General features: G+C 68.6%; 7 protein-coding genes. 2 read left to right on the top strand and 5 right to left on the bottom strand.

Annotated features, from left to right (window positions below):
• Positions 1-15 precede the first annotated feature (15 nt).
• The gene (locus tag GA0070216_RS24515; RefSeq protein ID WP_141723185.1) at positions 16-6,927 is read right to left on the bottom strand and encodes an RHS repeat-associated core domain-containing protein; all 6,912 of its coding nucleotides are present in this window, start codon (positions 6,925-6,927) and stop codon (positions 16-18) included.
• A 267-nt stretch (positions 6,928-7,194) separates the two neighbouring features.
• On the opposite strand from GA0070216_RS24515, the gene GA0070216_RS24510 reads away from it, so the two are divergent.
• On the top strand, positions 7,195-10,671 hold the full coding sequence (locus tag GA0070216_RS24510) for an FG-GAP-like repeat-containing protein (RefSeq protein WP_141723184.1): 3,477 nt from the start codon (positions 7,195-7,197) through the stop codon (positions 10,669-10,671).
• 65 nt (positions 10,672-10,736) lie between these two features.
• Complete coding sequence (locus GA0070216_RS24505) at positions 10,737-11,456, top strand: IS6 family transposase (RefSeq protein WP_091250871.1); 720 nt, start codon at positions 10,737-10,739, stop codon at positions 11,454-11,456.
• 205 nt (positions 11,457-11,661) lie between these two features.
• On the opposite strand, the gene GA0070216_RS24500 is transcribed toward GA0070216_RS24505, so the two are convergent.
• Genes GA0070216_RS24500 through GA0070216_RS24485 form a run of 4 tightly spaced genes read right to left on the bottom strand, consistent with a single transcriptional unit; the run spans position 11,662 to position 18,748 of the window.
• A complete protein-coding gene (locus GA0070216_RS24500; protein WP_091250870.1) occupies positions 11,662-12,036 on the bottom strand; it encodes a YbjN domain-containing protein in 375 nt (124 codons plus the stop codon).
• Complete coding sequence (locus GA0070216_RS24495; RefSeq protein WP_091250869.1) at positions 12,026-15,475, bottom strand: DEAD/DEAH box helicase family protein; 3,450 nt, start codon at positions 15,473-15,475, stop codon at positions 12,026-12,028. Before GA0070216_RS24495 ends, GA0070216_RS24500 begins: the two co-directional genes overlap by 11 nt.
• Entirely contained in the window at positions 15,472-17,481 is a 2,010-nt protein-coding gene (locus GA0070216_RS24490) for a phospholipase D-like domain-containing protein (RefSeq protein ID WP_141723183.1), read from the bottom strand. The genes GA0070216_RS24495 and GA0070216_RS24490 overlap by 4 nt, the downstream gene beginning before the upstream one ends.
• Complete coding sequence (locus tag GA0070216_RS24485; RefSeq protein ID WP_091250867.1) at positions 17,474-18,748, bottom strand: hypothetical protein; 1,275 nt, start codon at positions 18,746-18,748, stop codon at positions 17,474-17,476. The genes GA0070216_RS24490 and GA0070216_RS24485 overlap by 8 nt, the downstream gene beginning before the upstream one ends.
• Positions 18,749-18,895 lie beyond the last annotated feature (147 nt).

Here is an 18,895-nt window from a genome sequence, read left to right as displayed (position 1 = left end):
CATAACACCCACCCGCTACTTGAAGCCACCGGTGTGCCCAGTCTTTGCGTGTACGGTTCGATCGATGAGCTGCATGAGCCCCTTGTCTTGATGATGATGCCACGTGTACCCAGTCGGCGTACTGGAGAGTCCGGCCGCCCGATTAGCGCGGGCAAAATCAGTCGAACGACTACCCGAAAGAGTGATCCGAACATCCGGCACAGACGGATGCCGCACGGACGAGAAATCAGGGAAACCATGCCTGTCGAATGGGATACCGGTGACCGGATGCGTGTTACCCGCCAATGCCCCGTTGCGAACCTGCGGCACGCCTCCCGTCGCGCATGCACACGTCGATGGATGCCCTTGAACCGAACCACCACAGTTGTGCACCAGTACAGGAGTATTGCCGGCGAGCACATGGTACGTGTGGATTCCTTCGACGGCGAGGTTGTGGACCCTGCGCTCCTGGGTGAACGCCCGTACTGCCTCGACCTGAACGTATGTCCCCGCTGAGGTGCGTAGCCACTGGCCCGGTTCCAGTTCGGTGGCCGGTAACCACTTGTTGAGGTCGGCGATCCAGAACGGGTGCCCGTCGGTGGCGATCACCGAGCCGGACTTGTCGCCCTGCGTACCGTCGGTGTCGACGGTCACCTCGACCAGGGTTTTGCGGCCGTCGCCGACGATCAGGCCGACCACCGTGCGGGCCTCGGTCTGGCCGGTCTCCGGGTCGGTGGCGAGCACCTCGTCGCCGAGAGCGATGTCCTCGATCGCCCGGGTCGAGCCGTCGGCCAGCACCACGCGGGTGTCCGGGGTGAAGCTGTTGCCGGTCTTGCAGGATTTCCCGGCCGTCTCGGCGACGTCGTCGCCCTGTCTGGCTGCCGTGGCTGCCGCGTCGTCGGCCTGTCTGGCTGCCGTGGCTGCCGCGTCGTCGGCCTGTCTGGCTGCCGTGGCTGCCGCGTCGTCGGCCTGTCTGGCTACCGCCGCTGCCGCGTCGTCGGCCTGTCTCGCCGCCAGTGCGGCGGCCTCGTCGGCTTGGGCGAGCACCCGTTGCGCCCACTTCATCTCGTCGAACCAGGAAAGGACCGCTTTGCCAGTCCTTATCATGGCCTCGCCGACCTTCTTCGCCTTCAAGACCTTGCCCCACGGGATGGCGCTGACCACCGCCATCGCGCAGGCGCCGATGTCGCCCTTCATTACGCAGTCGCGGATGTCGTCGAGTCCAAAGAACGCCAGCAGGATCTCTCCACTGGCCTCGATCACGATGTCAAGGAGCTTCTTCTCCTTGATTGACTTCGCCCTGTTGACCTCGTCTTGGCTCGGGCCGCTCGGTGTCTTGTTGCCGCCCGCCGGGGGCTTGGTCTGCGTCGCGCCGGGCGGCGGGCCGGTGCCGGACACGCCGCCACCGTTGCCGCTGCAGGGGTCGTCGGCGCAGTACCGTAGGCCCGAGGCGTCTGAGAAGCTGACCGGTGAGTTGTTGGCGTAGGCGTACCCCTGCATCTGCTGGGGGTCGGTGAAGTCGATGATGGGGTCGACCGAGATGAACCGGCCGGTTGCTGGCTCGTATTCCCGGGCTCCGAGGTGGGTCAGTCCGGTGGATGAGTCGATGGTGCCGCCGACGAAGCCCTTTTGCCCCGGCCACACCGACGGCTGGCTGCCACGCGTCTGGCCGTATGGGGTGTACTTGCGCCGGGTCGAGGCGAGGGTGTTCGCGTCGATGGTCTCCTGGGCGGTGCCGTGGTGGTCGCCGATCAGGAAGTTCACCTTGTTGGAGGGGGTTCGGACCGCGCCGGCCCCTTGGTAGTACCGGGTGCCGCTGACCGAGGTGGTCGCCTTGGTCAGGGTCAGCTCGGTGCCGGCCAGGTAGAGGGTGACGGTGGTCGGGTCCCGTCGGATCATCCGGTTGCCGTCGGCGTCGTAGAGGAACTCGGTGACCTTGGTGCCCTCGGTCACCTTCGCCAGGTGCCCCTCGTTGTCCCAGTCCAGGGTCTGGGCGGTCCCGCCGATCTTCCGGCTGATCATGTTGCCGGCGTTGTCGTACAGGTACTCGTCCAGCCGCTGCCCACCGGGCAGTCCGGGGGTGGGTGAGCCGACGGTGTTCACCGTCCGCAGGGTGTGCGGTTGCGCCGTGCCCGCCGTTGGGTACCCGTAGGTGGCGGTGATGTCGTTGGCCGGGTTGCCCGAGGTGTCGTGCTGGACCTCGGTCTTCCGGTTGCTGGTCCCGTCGTGGAACGTGTACGAGTGCCAGTACGGGTCGGGTCCGCCGACCGTCGCCGCCGACGGGGTCTTCGCTGCGCAGTCGTCGTTGGCGGTCCACGCCTGTGTCATCCGGCGTAGGTGGTCGTAGCCGAAGCACTGGGTGTCGGTGGTCGTGCCCTGCTCGACGCCCTTGATCTTGGTGACGTTGCCGATGGCGTCGTGTTCGTAGCTGATGTCGTCCAGCCGGGTCGGCGCGATGGCCCGGTCGACGATGGTCTGTGCCAGCCGGCGGGTGCCGTCCTGGTACTTGAAGGTCTGGTAGACCTCCTTGCCGACCGCGCCCATGGTGAGCCGCAGTGGCTCGCCGTACTCCGAGTAGGTGGTGGTCTGGAGGTACTTGTTCAGGCCGGTGACGCTGACCGGCATGTCCAGGCCGTTGTAGCCGTAACTGACCCGCTCCTCGGGCAGCCCACCGGCCAGCGGGTAGGTGGTGGACTTCGGCAGGCCGGTGTTGTCGGTGTAGCTCTGCGCGAAGCTGTAACTGCCAGCCAGTGCCCCCTCGCTGGCCGGGATGGTGTACTTCGTCCCGGTCGGCTGGTTACGGACGTTGTATCCGGTCACCTCGCTGACGTAGGCGTTGCTGCCCACCCACCGGGTCGACGAGGTCGGCAGCCCGATCTTCAAGCTGTCGTACGTCCACTGTGCGGCCAGGGTCCCCGTGGACGTGCCGTGCCGCAGCGCGGTCGGACGACCCAACTCGTCGTAACCGTAGGTGAGCGTCTTCTGCCGGGCATCGGTGGTGGAGACCAACCGGTCGCCGTCGTCGAAGGTACTGGTCGTGGTGCCCTTGTCCGGGTCACCCGCGTTGGTCTGCCGACCTCGCAGGTCGTAGCCGTACGTCCACTTGTTGCCGGTCGGGTCCTTGACCTCCTTGACCCGGCCGAACCGGTCGTAGGAGTAGGTGGTCGCCTCGTACGCACCGGTGGGCGTCTCCGCCTGGTACTGGCGCAGTTCGGCGAGGCGTCCCGACCCGTCGGTGATCTTGGTGGTGGCGGTGCCGCCCTGCGGCGGGTCCACGTCGATCCGGTCACCCCGGTAGGTGGTGACCGTCCGCCACTTCTCGACGCCGAAGCTCTCGAAGATCTCGTTGGTCGGCCGGCCCATTCCGTCGAAGCGGTAGACCATCTGGCTCGGCACCAGGTTGTCGCCGATGCCGTCCAGCAGGGTCGCCGAAGGTGCCGAGGAGTTGTAGTACGCCGCCCGCTTCTTCCAGGCCAGTCCCCGGGTGTCGTAGAAGACGTCGGTCAGCACCCGACCGCCGCCGTTGGCCGGTTGCTGGGTCTGCCGCAGCCGCAGCATGCCGTCGTAGATCTCGTACCCGGTCCGGTACGAGCCGTCTTCCTTCAGCGTCTCGGTGGTCACCACCACCGGTGCGGACTGGGTCACCTGGTAGGCGAACCGGCTGTTCGGGGTGTCCGGGTAGGTGGCCTTGTCCCGGCCCGGCAGCCAGACCTTGGTGAGTCGGCCCAACGGGTCGTAGCTCAGGTCGGTCCGCGCGCTGTTCGGGTCCACCTCGGCGACCGGGACCCCCCACGCCGGCTCAAGGTACTGGGTGGTCTTGTGCAGCTTCGGGTTGGTCGTGTCGACCTGGGTGACCAGGGCGTCCGCCGCCGGGATGAAGTCGATCTTCGTCTTCTTGCCGTAGACGTCGTACGACTCGGTGACCCGACCGTAGTCGTCGTAGACCGACCGGCCGGTCACCGCGTAGCGCGGTCCTCCCGCCGGCCACTCCATCAACTCCTCGACCTTGGTGACGTTGCCCTCGGTCGGGGCCGCACCCAGAGTGGTGAGGTCGTCGTAGTACATGCGCGTCTCGGAGACCACGTCGGCCGGGCGGGACGGGGCGGTGGCACAGGACACCGCCACCTTCTCCACCCGCTTGACCTTCGTCATCAGCCAGTCGTCGGTGTTTCGGGCGTACTCGTGCCGGGTGCAACTGTCGTCGTCGGTGCGGGAGAGGTCGCCCAGGTCGCTGGTCTGGGTCGGGATGCCGTAGCCGTCGAAGCTGTGCTGCACCTCGGTACGACGCCAACTGCCGTCCGCCACCTTGGTCCGCGACTTCACGCTCGTCGTCTGCGTGACGTACGACTTCAGTGCGCTGGTGCCGGGCCGGGCCCGGGTCGCGGTGGCGGCGCTGCGCCACGGGGTGTTCAGGGTGGCCGACTCGATCACCCCACCGTCGCCGGAGTAGTAGATCGCCTCACGGATCATGCCCTGGAACTCGGCCACGTCGGGCGTGGTCCCGCCCTCGGAGTCGGTGACCGACGCGGTGCGGGTGCCGGTGGAGGTTTTGTCGCCGTCGAGGCCCTGGAAGTAGCGGGTCTCGGTCAGCGACAGGTTGTCCGGCGCCTTGCCCACCCGGGTCCGGACCCTGCCGTACCCGCGCCACTGGCTCCAGGTGCGGTGCTCGGCCTTGGTGAACTCGCCGTCGTCGTAACCCCAGGCCGGGTTGGAGAACTCGTAGTTCGTCTCCTTCGGTAGCTGACCGCCCTGACGGTCCTGCTCGACCACCTGGTTGACCACGTACTTGTGGAACCAGTCCAGCACCGGCTCGGTCTCACCCTCCGGCTGCCAGTAGGTCGGGTAGCAGCGCATGGTGTTGGTCTCGTTCGGCGCCGGCAGCACCACCGGGGTGAACCGGCTGCACTGCCGGGGCAGGTAGCCGATCCCGATGGTCGACCCGGTCTCGGTGTCGATCCGGACCATCCGCTGCCGGGTGATCGCGGGAACACCTTCCAGGCCGTCGACCCGGTTGGGCATCATCTGGCCGGTGAAGGTCACCGCCGGCATGCTCACGCTGCCACCGACCTTGCCGGTACGGGTGATCGAGGCGAGCCAGAGCGACGGGGTGGTGCCGTCCGCGGTCGTCGGAAAGGCGTGGTTCAACGTCCACAGGTTGACGTCCCGGTACGCCGTTCCCGAACGGACCTGGGTGGTGATCGAGGTCAGCCGTTTCCGGGTCCAGAACGTCGGCGAGAACCGGTCGGTGCACTCCTCGTCCTTGACGCAGTTCTGGTCGACCGGGGTGTCCGGCCACCGGTTGGCGTTCGCCTTGGTGAACTTGCTCGGCGCGCAGTCGAAGTTGGCGTCCGGCAGGCAGCGCTCGTCGACGCCGAAGACCACCCGGGCTGGGGCCGGCTTGGCATACTCCTGGCCGTTACGTTGGCCGTACTCGATGCGGTTGAGGTAGCCGCCGCGCTCGTACTGCACCCCGGAGGTCTTGATGTTACGGCCGTAGTAGTTGCTCTCCGGCGTGTAGTAGTACGCCATCGAATTGCCGTTGGTGTCCACGACGTGATCGAGGTTCCACCGCCAGCCCTGCTGGCACCAGGCGGCGTCGAAGTTGCTGTTGTCACAGGGCTCGTCCGGGTTGTTGCCGAAGACCGGCGCCGTCCACGTCGACTTCGTCTCCGGATTGCCGCTCACGTAGTTGGGCAGCCGGTTGCGGCCGAAGTAGTACTGGGTGCCGTCGGTAGTGGTGACCCGCCAGTACTCGCCGTTGTTGTCGCCGTTGCTCGCGCCGGTCAGCGCCTCCACCCGGGAACCGTCGTCCTCGGCCGTCCGCCACACACCGCTGGTGCCGTCGCGGACCAGCTCAGTGGTCCGGCCGTTGAGCGAGAGGGTGACGTTGTTCGAGGCCCAGCAGAGGTCGCCGGTCTTGACCGTGTTGACCGCGTTGCCGCCCATGTCCTCGGCACACGACTTGTACCGGCGCTCGACGAAACCGGGCCAGTAGTCCCAGCCGTCACCCACCCAGGTAGGCTGGTTGTTGGTGGAGACCATCCGCCCGTCGACACTGCTCGACGAGTAGCCCAGGCCGATCGACGGGGTCGGGCCACCGAGTGACGACGGCATCTCCATGGGGTACGACCAGGAGAAGTCACCGGCCGAACCGCCCGCCGACCAGGAGCCGCTGGGGTTCAGGCTGGTGGCGGAGTAGCTGCCACCGGGCCCGGAAGCGCCAGCGGCGGCGGCGAGCAGGGTCGCCGCCGCCGTCCGCCGTCCACTGCCCACGCCGGCCACATCCACCTCGGCCACCAGGGTCGAGGTGGCGACATCGTTGCGGGTGCGCAGCACCGTGATCTGGGCACACTCGTCCCGTTCCGGGGTGGTCAGCGCACACGCCGGTAGCTGGACCAGGCGCAGCCGGGAGGCGTAGTCCGCGCCGTACGCGGTCCGGAAAGCCCGGTAGTCGACCTCGACGGAGACCCGACCGGCGGTGCCGTCGCCGCTGCCGATCCGGAACAGCACCCCCCGTACGCCGGCCCGGTCGGTGGTCGCGCGGTCCTCGACCTGCACCCGTACCGTCGCCGGGGCGGCGGCCGTGCCGCGGGCAGCGGTGCCGGCAGCTGCCCCGACCTTGATCGGGGCGGACCCGACGGCGACTCGCGCGGTACCGACCAGGTCGACGGTGGTGGTAGAGGCGGCCGGCCAGGTCGGCCGGGCCAGCGGCGTGCCGGCCTGCCTGGCCTCGGGAACCGACGACCGCGCCTCGTGGCTACGGCCGGGAACCGAGCGTTCCTTCTGCAAAGCCGGCAGGTCCACCTCGACCGCCGCGCTGGCCTGCACCGGTGTGAGCGCGCTGGCCACCATAACCAGGCTCAGGACTCCGGCGACCCATCTCAGGTGCTGGTGGGTGGACGACACGCGACGTCGGGACGCGCGCAGCATGAAGTGACCCTTGGCCACGACAGCCTCCCCCGTGAGTGTGACGGCCATCGACGTTAGCCGCGTTGTGACGGCTACCGTAGGTAACTCCACCCTCACGGACAAGTGAGAATTTCTGACAGCCTGCCTTTTGTGGATACTCGCTGTCATACGTCCCGATTGGACTTCATCGTGCTGTCCATGAACTGCTTGTCGCGGCCATTTCCGCCTGGTTGACTCTCGCCTCGCCGCCCGGAACATCGACGACATCAACCGGGCCTACGGGGAGGTACCATGTCGCGCCGACGAATGCTGTCCAGGTTCCTGGCCACCTTCACCACCACCGTCTCGGTGCTGACCGTGGCGGCCGTGGCACCGGCCTCGGCAGCACCCGCACCGAAACCCGCCACCACCGGCCGGTCCGCCAAGGCCCCGGCCGGCAACGCTGCCTGGTACGCCACCGAGGCCGACGCGATGGTCGCCGCCCGGCGCTCCGGCAAGCGCATCGAGGTCGACGCGCTGACCACCGAGACCCGACAGACCTTCGCCAACCCACGCGGCACCTTCACCCTCGAACAGCGGGTCCGGCCCGTCCGGATCAAGCGGAACAACAGGTGGGTGCCGGTCGACCCGACGCTGCGCTTCGATGCCGACGGACGGGTCACGCCGCGCGCCACCAAGGTCGGGTTGAGCTTCTCCAGCGGCGGGGACAGCGCCCTGGCCCGGGTCGTCCGGGACGGCAAGGAACTGGAGTTCAGCTGGGACGGCCCGCTGCCCCGGCCCACCCTGGACGGGGACACCGCCACCTACCCGAACGTGCTGTCCAACGTCGACCTGGTGGTCAAGGCGGACGTGGAGGGCTTCTCCGAGGTTCTCGTGGTCCGCACGCCCGAGGCGGCGGCGAACCCCGCCCTGGCGACCGCCGACTTCGCACTACGCGCCAAAGGACTGAACGTCACCACCGACGCGGCCGGCAACATCAAAGCCCTCGACGCCGACGGCCGGATGGTGTTCACCGCGCCGACCCCCCGAATGTGGGACAGCGGCGGCACGGCGGAGCCCGGACTGTCGGCCGGTGCGCGGGCGTTCCAGAGCAACCAGGGCGCCCGGCAGGCCGCGATGAAGCCGACCATCCGCAACGGAACGCTCTCGATCACCCCCGACCAGGCCATGCTCCGGGCTTCCAGCACCCGCTACCCGGTCTACCTGGACCCGAGCCTGGTCAGCGGCAGCCGGCTGGCCTGGACGTCGGTCTGGAAGTCCTTCCCCAACTCGAAGTACTGGAACTCCAGCGACATCGCCCGGGTCGGCTACTCGCAGACCGACAACGTGACCAACCGCTCCTTCTTCCGGATGGACACCAGCCGGGTCAAGGGCAAGAACATCATCCGGGCCACCTTCCAGGCGTACGAGACCCACTCGTGGTCCTGCAACGCACGCTCGGTGGAGCTGTGGCGCACCGGCGCCATCAGCTCGGCGACCACCTGGAACAGCCAACCAAGCTGGATCGCCAAACTCGACACCGTCAACGTAGCCCGCGGCTACAGCTCCTCCTGCCCGGACGGCGGAGTCGACTTCGACGCCACCGCCGGCGTGCGGACGTCGGCGGCGGCCAAGGCCGGCGACCTCACACTGGGCCTACGGGCCACCAGCGAGACCGACACCTGGGCCTGGAAGAAGTTCCGCAACAACCCGACACTGAGCATCGAGTACAACTCGACGCCGTCCGTGCCGAACGCCCTCAGCACCAGCCCCGGCACCCCCTGCACCGGCGGCAAACTCGGCAACACCGACGTCTACCTGCGCGCCACGCCGAGCGACGCCGACGGCGGCAACGTCGTCGGCGAGTTCAGCCTCTGGCCGACCGGCGGCACCACCACCGTGCGCAACGTGACGGTCTCCAGCGGCGTACAGGCGAGCGCCCTGCTCCTCAAGAGCAGCCTGGCCGACGGCGTCACCTACAACTGGAAGGTCCGCACCAAGGACAGCGACGGCGCAGCGTCCGGCTACAGCGCCACCTGCTCGTTCACCGTCGACAAGACGCTGCCGACCGCCGACGTGGACATCACGTCGACGCAGTACCCGGCTCAGGACCCGGCGGGCACCATCGTCAGCACGGTGCCCGCCGGCATCCCCGGCCAGTTCACCCTCAACGCCAAGGGCAACACGGACGTCATCGGCTTCTACGTAGGGCTCGACACCGACACCCCGAGCCGGTACGTCGCCGCGAACATGCCGGGCGGCACCGCGACCGTCACCATGACCCCAACCCGCAACGGGCCCGGTTTCGTCGCCGTCAAGACCTGGGACGGAGTGAACCCCTCCGCGTCGGTCGACACCGACCACGCCTTCTTCGCCACCGCCCCGGTGGGCCCGCAGGCCGGCCGCAACGACCTCAACACCGACGGCCACGGTGACCTGATCGGCCGCACCGCCAGCGGCGACCTCTGCCTCTACCTGGGCGACGGCACGGGCGGCTTCATCGATGGCAACAGCTGCTCGGTGAAGATCGACAGCAACCGCAGCGGTTGGCTGCACGTGGTCCGCCCCGGCGACTGGGACGGTGACGGGTGGACCGACCTGGTGGCCGTGGAGGCCGACGGTGACCTGGTCTACTTCACCGGCAACGGCGCGGGCGGGTTCCTGCTCGACGCCAACGACGTGATCATCGACTGGGACGCCAACGACAACCCGATCCGGACCACCGGCTGGAACCAGTACAACCTGGTCGTCGCCCCCGGAGACTGGGACGGCGACGGATATCCCGACCTGATCGCCCGCAAGTCCACCGGGGAGATCGTCCTGCACCGGGGCAACGGCTTCGGTGGTTGGGCCGACGACGCCGCGCCGGTACGCCTCGGCTGGGGAATCTGGCAAAGCTTCGACACCATCGTCGCCCCCGGCGACGTCGACGGTGACGGTAAGGCGGACCTGTTCGCCCGCAAGCCCAACGGCGAACTGACCCTGTTCCGGGGCAACGGCAAGGCGGGATTCCGCAGCCCGGGTGGGGTCAAGTACGGCGTATGGCAGACCGGGGTGAACGTACGGGGGGCGAGCACCACCTGCGACGCGTCCCCCTCGGTTGCCAACTGCCCCACGGTCATCGACACCCTCAACCCCGGCGACCTCGTCCTACCGATCTGCCAGAAGCGCGGCGAGTCCGTCGGCGCCAACCCGTACTGGGTATACGGGACCACGCCGCGCGGCAAAGCCGGGTGGCTCAACGGCTACCACCTCGACTACGCCGAGAACCAACTGCCCGACGTACCGAACTGCGCGCGACCGGCACAGACCACCTACACCGTCTGGACCGACGGAGTGATCGTCACCGCCACCAACACCACCTGCGAGGGAGCACCCAGCACCACCAACTGCACCACCGTGATCGACACGCTGTTCACCGGGTCGATGTTCACACCGATCTGCCAACGCACCGGGCAGACCATCAGCGGCAACCCGTACTGGGTCTACGGAATCAGCTCCAACGGACAGACCGGCTGGATGCCCGCCTGGTGGATGGACTACCCGGACAACCGCCTGCCGAACCTGGCGCTCTGCGCCAACTACAACGGATCGCTGGTGGGGAACGGGTGGAACACCTACAGCGCCGGGCTGTTCGCCGCCGGCGACCTCAACGACGACGGCCGCAACGACCTGATGGGCGTCAAGTCCACCGGAGACCTGCACGTCTACTACGGCACCGGCAACGGCGCGAACCTCTTTACCAACGGCAACGGCGGCACCAAGATCGGCACCGGCTGGAACACCTTCAACAAGGTGTTCTGAAGGGTCTGTTGCGTTGAGCGAAGGCATGATCGACTCCGGCTTGGCCGGTGTGGTCTGCTTGCCTGGTGAGGTCGTCGTCTCGTGTCCGTTCCTGCTCTCCGCCGGCGTCGGCGTTCGTCGGGTTCCGGTTCCCGCCCGAGGTGGTCGTGCTGGCGGTGCGTTGGTATCTGCGGTTCAACCTCTCGTACCGGGATGTGGAGGAGTTGCTGGTCGAGCGCGGTGTCGAGGTGGATCACGTGACGGTCTTCCGGTGGGTGCAGCGGTTCACCCCGCTGCTGGCCGACGCCGCCCGGTTCTCCCGCTACTGTCCGGGTGACCGTTGGTTCGTGGACGAGACCTACGTCAAGGTCAACGGTATCTGGCGGTACGTCTACCGGGCTGTTGACCAGCATGGTCAGGTCATTGACGTGCTCGTATCGGCGCGTCGGGACGCTGCTGCGGCCCGGCGGTTCTTCCACCGGGCGCTGACCACGCTGAAGGTCACGCCCGGCGAGGTGGTCACCGACGCGAACCCGGTCTATCCGAGGGTGATCGAGGACCTGGTCCCGTCGGCGTGGCACCACGTCGAACGGCACGCCAACAATCCGATCGAGGCCGACCACAGCCAGCTCAAACACCGGCTCACACCAATGCGCGGACTACGTTCCGACCGCACCGCCCAGACGATCATGACCGGGCACGCCTTCGTGCAGAACCTCCGACGCGGACGCTACGAACTCGCCACCGACGCCCCACCCGCGACCCGGGTGGCCGCCGCGTTCACCGAACTCGCACGAGCGATCTGACCAGCGCCCGATGACGCAGCTCGGCGTGCCCACCGATCCGCCAACGCAACAGCGCCCGACGGAGCACCCCGCGTGGTATACCCGCCGTCCGCATTGGAGACGCCCATTTGGGCTTCGCCGAGCGGGGATCGTTGTGGCTGGGCCCGACCGGCTGCGCGAGGCGACCGTGACGGGCGGTCGGCACCCGCCGCCTGAGGGACCTGGCTCAGCGGTCATCGGAGCCCGTGAGCCAGAACTCGTACCGGTCGGCCTCGCGAGCCACCGTCCGCACGAGGGTGTGGAATGCCTCAGGGGTGAGTCCGTCCTTCGGCGTCCACGCCTGGGCGATCAACCTGCCCTCCTCATCGATCCGGAAACCGACCAGGCTGCTGTGTCGGTTCCTTCGCCAAGCGGCGCGGGCGGCATCCTGTCCCGGGTCGAGGTCGTCCGCTTCAGCGACGACGGCCGTCAGAAGGTAGCTGTCGCCCTCGTCCAGGACCTGGACGTCGTGTGAGCGCTCGTTGGCGAAACTAACCGTGATCCGCTTTCCTCTGACCCTCATGTCGTCGGCGGCGCAGAGCGTGCGCCATTCAGCGCGCATGCCGACCAACTCGCTCCAACTCTGGCCTGAAATCTGTGAGTGGCCGGTCGCGTTCGGGCAGGTGCGGACGTTCCACGTCGTCGACGAGGCCGGTGACCCGGCGGATCAGGGCGGCGACTCGGATATGGTCGCTGCGGCGGTCCGTGAGCAGCACGTCCTCCTCCACGGTGATGTCGTAGGTACCTCTGCGGGCCCTGACGGCGCCGATACGGATCTGGCAGGAGGCGCTCCATTCCCGCAGTTCCCGCCACTGTTCGTCCCGCTCGACGCGTCCGATGGGGCTCACGCACCGGACGACGAGGGCGTGGCCCTCGCGTTCGAGTTGGAGACTGAACGGCTGCTTCCGTCCGTCGGCGAGCAGCGTGCTGCCGAGCAGCGAGGCGGGGTCGCGTTGACCCCGTTCCCACTCGATGCTGGCTCCGGGCAGGTCACCGCGGGACAGCGCGGCGAACCGGTCCAACTGCCGCCGAACGCGGGAATCGTCCACGGCGAGCGGCCGGTCCCGGCCGCCGAGGTGCTCGTCGCGTACCGGAAAGGAGGTGGTCAGCAGCTCGGCCGGTACGGGCGGCATTCCGCCGTCGGCGTGCACCTCCCGGGCGACGTCGAGCCGGCTGTCCCCGGGCGCGGGCAGGGCGAGGCCTTGGTGCATCAGGCGCAGGAAGTCGTTCATCCGGTGCAGCACGCGCCGCGCCTGCAGCCGCTCGATGGTGTCGGCGAGGTGGGGGTAGTGCACCTGAAGCAGGTCCTCGCCGTCGACTTGGTCGCGCGGCACGGTGAGCCGCCGCTCGGTCTCGGAGCGAACCCGGTCGATCCGTCCGACCCGCTGCTCGATGGCGGACGGGGTCCAGGCCAAGCCGTAGTGGTAGATGCGGGAGCAGAATGTGTGCAAGTCCTCGCCTTCCTGCAACAGGTCGGTGCAGATCAGCACGAGCGGGTAGCCCGGCAGCCGGAACTGCTGGACAAGGCGGCGGTTGACCCGGCCAGACATCCCGGCGACGGGTTGCTGCGCGGTGAGCAACCGGCCGACGAGCGTGGATGCCTCCCGCAGGTCGGCTCGCCGAAGTTCGGGCAACGTCGTGTCGAGCACCAAGCCGTGGTTGTCGGCCAGGCTTTTGAGCTCGTCGTACGCCGACCAACCCCGCGTCTGCGGCGGCGTGTCCGCCTGCCGCTGCAGCTCATCCAGCCAGGCGGTGACGATCTCATCGCTCGGTTCGGTGCCCTGGGCGGGGTTCAGGGACGGCAGATGATCAGTGACGACCGCATAGAGGTCGAGGAACACGTGCCCGAGCCGTGCGGCGGCGGACAGGAGTTGGGCCCGCACGTGTTGTTCCCGGACCTGCGCCGTGAGATCGGCGGAGGCGGGAGCCGGCCAGAGCGCGGCGCGGAGGCTCGCGCGTCGGCGCAGCTCCGTGAAGAAGGTCGTGGTCTCCAGGAGGTTCGGCTCCGCCTCGGCGGCTACCGCGCCCCCCTGCTTCTTCGGCAGGTACAGCTCCCGCCAGATGACCTCGGCGCGGGGCTGGTGGGTACCGGGTATCTCCGCGAGCAGTTCCAGCGCCGCGGCCTGCGCGGCGTCGAAGCGCGCCCCCCTGGTGGGCTGCTTCGCGCTGCTGAGGTAGTGGCGGGAGTACTCGCGCAGCAGCCGCTCGGACTTGTCGCGCTCCTCGCCGAGCGCGGCGGCCAAGGCGTCCGCGACCTGGCCGGGGGATGCGCCGAGCAACGCCATGACGTGGTTGTCGTCGAAAAACGTTCCGAGTCCGCTGCCGAGGTTGCGGAACCGTTCCTGGATCCTGGCGCCGCTGATGATGCCGTCGGGCCCGCGCCCCCGGAAGTACCAGGCGAAGAAGGTGTCCTCCCCGCCGACGTCTTCCTCACTATCGTGGCCGCCGTCGTTCGCGGCTGCGGGCACGCGCTGCATGCGCTGCTGGTGGAACTCCTCGACGGCGGCGTCGAGGAGGGCATGGTGCCGGCGGTCGATGCGCTCACGCAGGCGCCGGATCAACCAGTCGTTGTACTCGTCGTCGAGCTTGCGTTTCAGCTCGCTGACGGACGCCTTCCGCCGGACGAAGACCAGCGCCTTGCGCCCGTCTCGCCAGGACGAGGCGAGCGTGTTGACGAGGGCGTCCATCTTCGGATGCGGCAGTTCTCGGCCGAACCGCTGCAAGTGGTCCCGGGCGAGTTGATCGAGCATCGGTACGTCGATGCCCTGCCGCTCGGCCGCGTCGCTGACCTGCTCGTCGCCGTCGAAGTGCGAGGTGGTGTCGCCCGTGGTCTCCTCGTCCGCCTCCGGCGTGGCCTTGCTGGTCTGCAGGAAGGACTCGAAGGACGCCAGCATGCCGACCTGGAAGCGGGCACCGAACCGTTCGTGGCCGAGTAGTTCGGTGACCTTCTTCTGGACGAGCGCCATGGTGAGCCGTTGCCGATCGTCGGTGATCTCGATCGGCTCGTCGTGCTTCTCGACGCCGCCCTGGCGCCACTCGCGCCGGTAGAGGTTCTTGGTCAGCCGCCTGCCGTTGACGCGCAGAGAGGTCACCCGCCGGATCAGGATCTGGCCGGCTACCTCCCGCTTCCGCTCCTCTGAGGCGTCGGGGTCGCGGAGGCTGACGAAGGAGCCGGCGCGGCCGAAGAGGTCCAGTTGGTTCCACAGCTGCCGGTAGTCGTCGTCGACGGGGGTCGCGGACAGCAGGAGCACTTTGCCGGCCCGTGACCCGTAGGTGGGGGCCAAGCGGGGATCGACGTCGTCCCTGTCGCGTCCGAGGACGGTGGCCAACACCTGATTACGGGCGGAGGCCTGCCTGCCCCAGCCGTGTTTGAGGTTGTGCGCCTCATCGACGATCACCAGATCGAAGAAGGGCAGGGCGGCGTTGATGGCTTGGGCGAACCGGTCCTTGAGCACGTCGGCGTTGGCGCGCAGATCGACGATGTCGTCGGGAAGCCACGGGATCTGCCGGCGCAGCCGGTCCCGGAAGCGGTGCCGCTGCTGCTCGTCCCTGCGCAGCGGCAGGCTGAAGCTGGGCAGGCGGACGAAGAAGTCCCGGTCCGGGCCGACCGCCGTCTCCTCCAGTAGTTCGACGAGGTCGGCGCAGTGCACCAGCGGTCGGACGGGGACGCCGCCAGGCATCCGGACCCGCAGGTCGTCCAGACGTACATTGTGCTCAGTGAAGACGCCCAGCTCGCGTTGCCACTTGCGTTGAATGTTCTCTCGGGGCGCGACGACGAGCAGCCGCAGGTCCGGTGCGAAGTGGCGCAGTAGCGCGACGACGCCGAGCGCGACGTACGTCTTGCCCATCCCGACCTCGTCGGCGAGGTAGGCGATGCGGTGCCGGTGCAGGATGTTGTGTACGGCGACGGCTCCTTCGAGTTGGTCCGTGGCACGCTGCGGGTTGCCGATCACCCGGTTGAAGTCGAGCAGCTGCTCGGCGGTCCGGACGGTGATCCTCATGCCGGTGCCTCCGCCCGCTCGCCGAGGAAGTGCGGCTCGTACCAGTCGAGGAAGCCGGTCATGGCGGCGTCGTTGCGGGCGGTGATCTGAGCGCGCAGGTCGGCCCGGATGGTGAGTGCGGCCTCGAGCCGGTGCGCACCGCGAGGGTCGGACGCCCAGAACGTAGGCCAGTCCCGGCGGACCTGGTCGGCGAGCTGCTGGGCACAGAGCACCATGACGTAGCGGTCCACCGGATCGCCGCTGGCGTCGTTGACCATCCGTTGCAGGAGCACGGGCAGGGAATCGTACTTGGCGCCGAAGACCAGGAAGCGGGCCTGCTCGGTCCGGCCCTCGGTCAGGGCCTCCCGGACCGCCCGCCCAAAGCAGGCGAAGCCGTGGAATGTGCCGGCGAAGCGGTCAAAGATCGATTCGGTGGTGGCGGTGACCGGTTGGGGCGGCGCGTCGCCGCCGGCAAGGCTCTCCACGTCCTCGCCGCGCACGGCCAGGTAGGCGGCGCGCTGGTCGGCGTTGAGCATCGACCAGTACTTCAGGATCTCTGCGGGGCTGAGGTCGAGCAGCAGGGACGGTCGGTGTGCCATCCCTGTCTCGTGAATCAGCACGAGGCCCCGGCGGGCGCCGGCGACGATCGTGAGGAAGCTCGACGAGCGGAGCCGTTGGGACAGGGACTCGGCGTGCGCCGGAGGCAGCGGGGTCCAGACGGCCGGTGGCAGGGGTGGGATGTCGAACAGGGGCACGCCGTAGTGCGCCTGAAGCGGCGGGCTGATCGTTGTGCCGTCCCACAGGACCTCGGCCTCGCCGGTCCCCCAGTCGTATCGAACCAGAAGGGGAACCACGTCCGGGGCGGTGTCCTCGTCCTCGGTGGCCGGCGTTTCGGGGAACGCTGGCGGTTCCTCGACCGGGTCCAACCAGAAGTGGGGCCGTCGCCGTCCCGGCAGCTCCGCTAGGACACCGGTCTCGACGTTGCCGCCGCCCTGGTGGGCCGGCCTGGTCAGGTTGAACGAGCCCACGAGGGTGATCTCCCAGTCCGGGCCGAGGAACCGGTACACCTTCGCGTGGACGGTGCGGGGCGGCACCGTCGCCCCGCCGCTCTGCCGGCTGCCACGCGTTGTGTGGGCGGTCGGCAGTCTTCCCCACTGGCCGCCACGCGCGTGGACCCAGTGGTAGAGCGCCTCGCGGCAGCGGGCCGTGCCCCGTTCCTCCGGGAGCAGGATGCGCCAGCGAGCCGGCCGGAAACGGTCCAGGAGGTCGGCCAGCGGCCCCGAGGCGTTGGCGTCGTCGAGGTACGGGGAGATGATCTCCAGGTCAGCGCCGCCGAGCCACTCGCCCGCGATCGTCGCGAGCTGATCTACTAGAGGCCTGGCATGGGGGACGCCCGTAACGATGAAGTGTGGGTGCAGGACGCCGTCGGCCTGACGGTGGACGATCGGCTGGACCGTCGTGAGGAAGGCCATCACCTGCTCCAGCGCATCCTGCGGGCCGAAGTGCCGCCCCAGGCGCCGCAGGTGGCTCACGAACCATTGCATCTCCGGGGCGGTGCGAGAGCGGCCGTGCTCCGCGATCTCCTCGACGTGGAAGCACTCGACGTTCTCCCACCAGCCCGCCCTCGTGAGGTTCGCCGACGCGGTGAGCACGACCAATGCCCGTTCGCCGGTGACGTCGTCGACGACGAGCACGAATGCGTTCTTGGGGTGGAAGTAGCCGGCCGACGGGCTGACCGCCACGCGCCGCACATCCAGCGCGGCGGTGCCGTCGCCGACGGCTAGGCCGCGGAGGTCGTAGTAGACGGCTACCTGCCCGGCCAGGTCCCGCAGGGCGTCCTCGAGCTGGAGGCGGCGAATGCCGGCGGACTGGTGCAGCGGCAGGTCGAACAGGACTGGCAGGATCTCCTGCTCAAAGAAGCCCGGCTCCAAGCGGAAGGTGCAGAACACGGCGGCGAGCACCCGTCGCCGCTTGATGCGATCCCGCAGCGCCTCGGTGAGCACGGCCTTCGGAATACGGTCACTCATGCGCGCCTTCCTCGACCGAGGCGACGACATCCATCAACGACGGCAGAAAGTACGGGTACCACCACAGGTCCCGGGTCTCGTCGGCAGCCGGGAGATCGGTTGGCTCATCTCGGAAGCGCACCCGCAACCGATCCTGGTCGGTGACCTCAAGCCAGGGCAGCCCGCCCCCACGTTCCCGCATGACGGTCGCATTGCGCTGCGCCAGAGCCCGGACCAAAGCCGGATAGTCGCCCTCTACCAGCGCGGCGGCGATGTCCCGCCACTGCTGCTCCGGCAGCAGCACCGCAGCCTCGGGCCGGACCGAGCCGAGCCGCTCACCCCACTGACTGCGTAGGTCCGTCACCACCTCATCGAGATGCGCGTCATCTCGGCTCAGCAGGTGGCTGAACAGCACGGCCGCCGGGGCCAACACTGATTCGCAGATCGCCACGCGATGCAACCGCTCCGCCAAGTCGGGCCACCCGTGTTGCTCGGCGTCGGCGATGAGCTGGGCCACGTACGCCCCGAACAGCTGCCCGTCCTGACGGCGGCGAAGTCTGATGAGGGTAGCGAGCCGGCGTTGCCGGCTCTCCGTCTGGTCGTGCGGCCCGCCGTTGACGAGGTGACGGCGGTAGAAGTCCCGCTCGTCGTCGGTGAGCGGCGCGCCGAATACCGCCGCCACAGCGTCCCGCCGGCTGTTAGGCCGGAGGTTGAAGGAAACCGTCTCCGCAGCGAGGGCCTTCGTCAGGTCCTTGGCCGCACGACCCCACGCCGTGGCGAGACGGGGAAGGTAGGTGGCGTCCACGAAGGCTGCAGCCACGGGGGTCAGCCGCGCCGGTGCGCCGGGAGCGACCAAGGCCGAGGCCCGCGCCGGGGCGGTGTAGTTGCCGAGCAGCCCGTCGGTCTTCTGGTTGCTCAGGATCTGCCGATCCGGTGCGGCCGAGAGTGTCACCTTGCCGCCAGTGCCGCTGGCGCCTGCGGCGCGTGCCGCCACCCGCTGCCGCCCGAAGAAGCCCCGGTGGCTGTGGACCTCATGCCGGACGTACCCGGCCATCTGTTCCCACACCAGGAACGCGGCCTGCCGCCCGGCATCATCCTGAGCGGGACCCAACTCCGCCAGCCGGAGCCCGACTAGCAAGGTAATGAACCCGGCGAGATCCCTGGTGACGGTGGTCAGGTTACCGATCAGCGGCCGGCCCATCGCCGACCATATCGGCTGCGCCCCGAGCCCGTCCCGCGACCCCTTGACCCGCGCGCGGGGGTCCAACTCTGTGAGAAAGACAACCACCGTTCGATCCTCGCCAGCCGCTGTGGGTCGGGGACATCCCCCTTCAGGACAAAGGATGAAGAAGCTCACCGACCGCTGTGACATACCGACAGGACGACCCGCGCAGGTGCGATCTTCTATCCGCCCACCGACCCACGGACAGCTGAT

It is taken from the genome of Micromonospora matsumotoense (assembly GCF_900091525.1).
Taxonomy (GTDB): Bacteria; Actinomycetota; Actinomycetes; order Mycobacteriales; family Micromonosporaceae; genus Micromonospora; species Micromonospora matsumotoensis.
The sequence above is the reverse complement of the archived record's forward strand: the minus strand, read 5'-3'. Positions and strand labels throughout refer to the sequence as shown.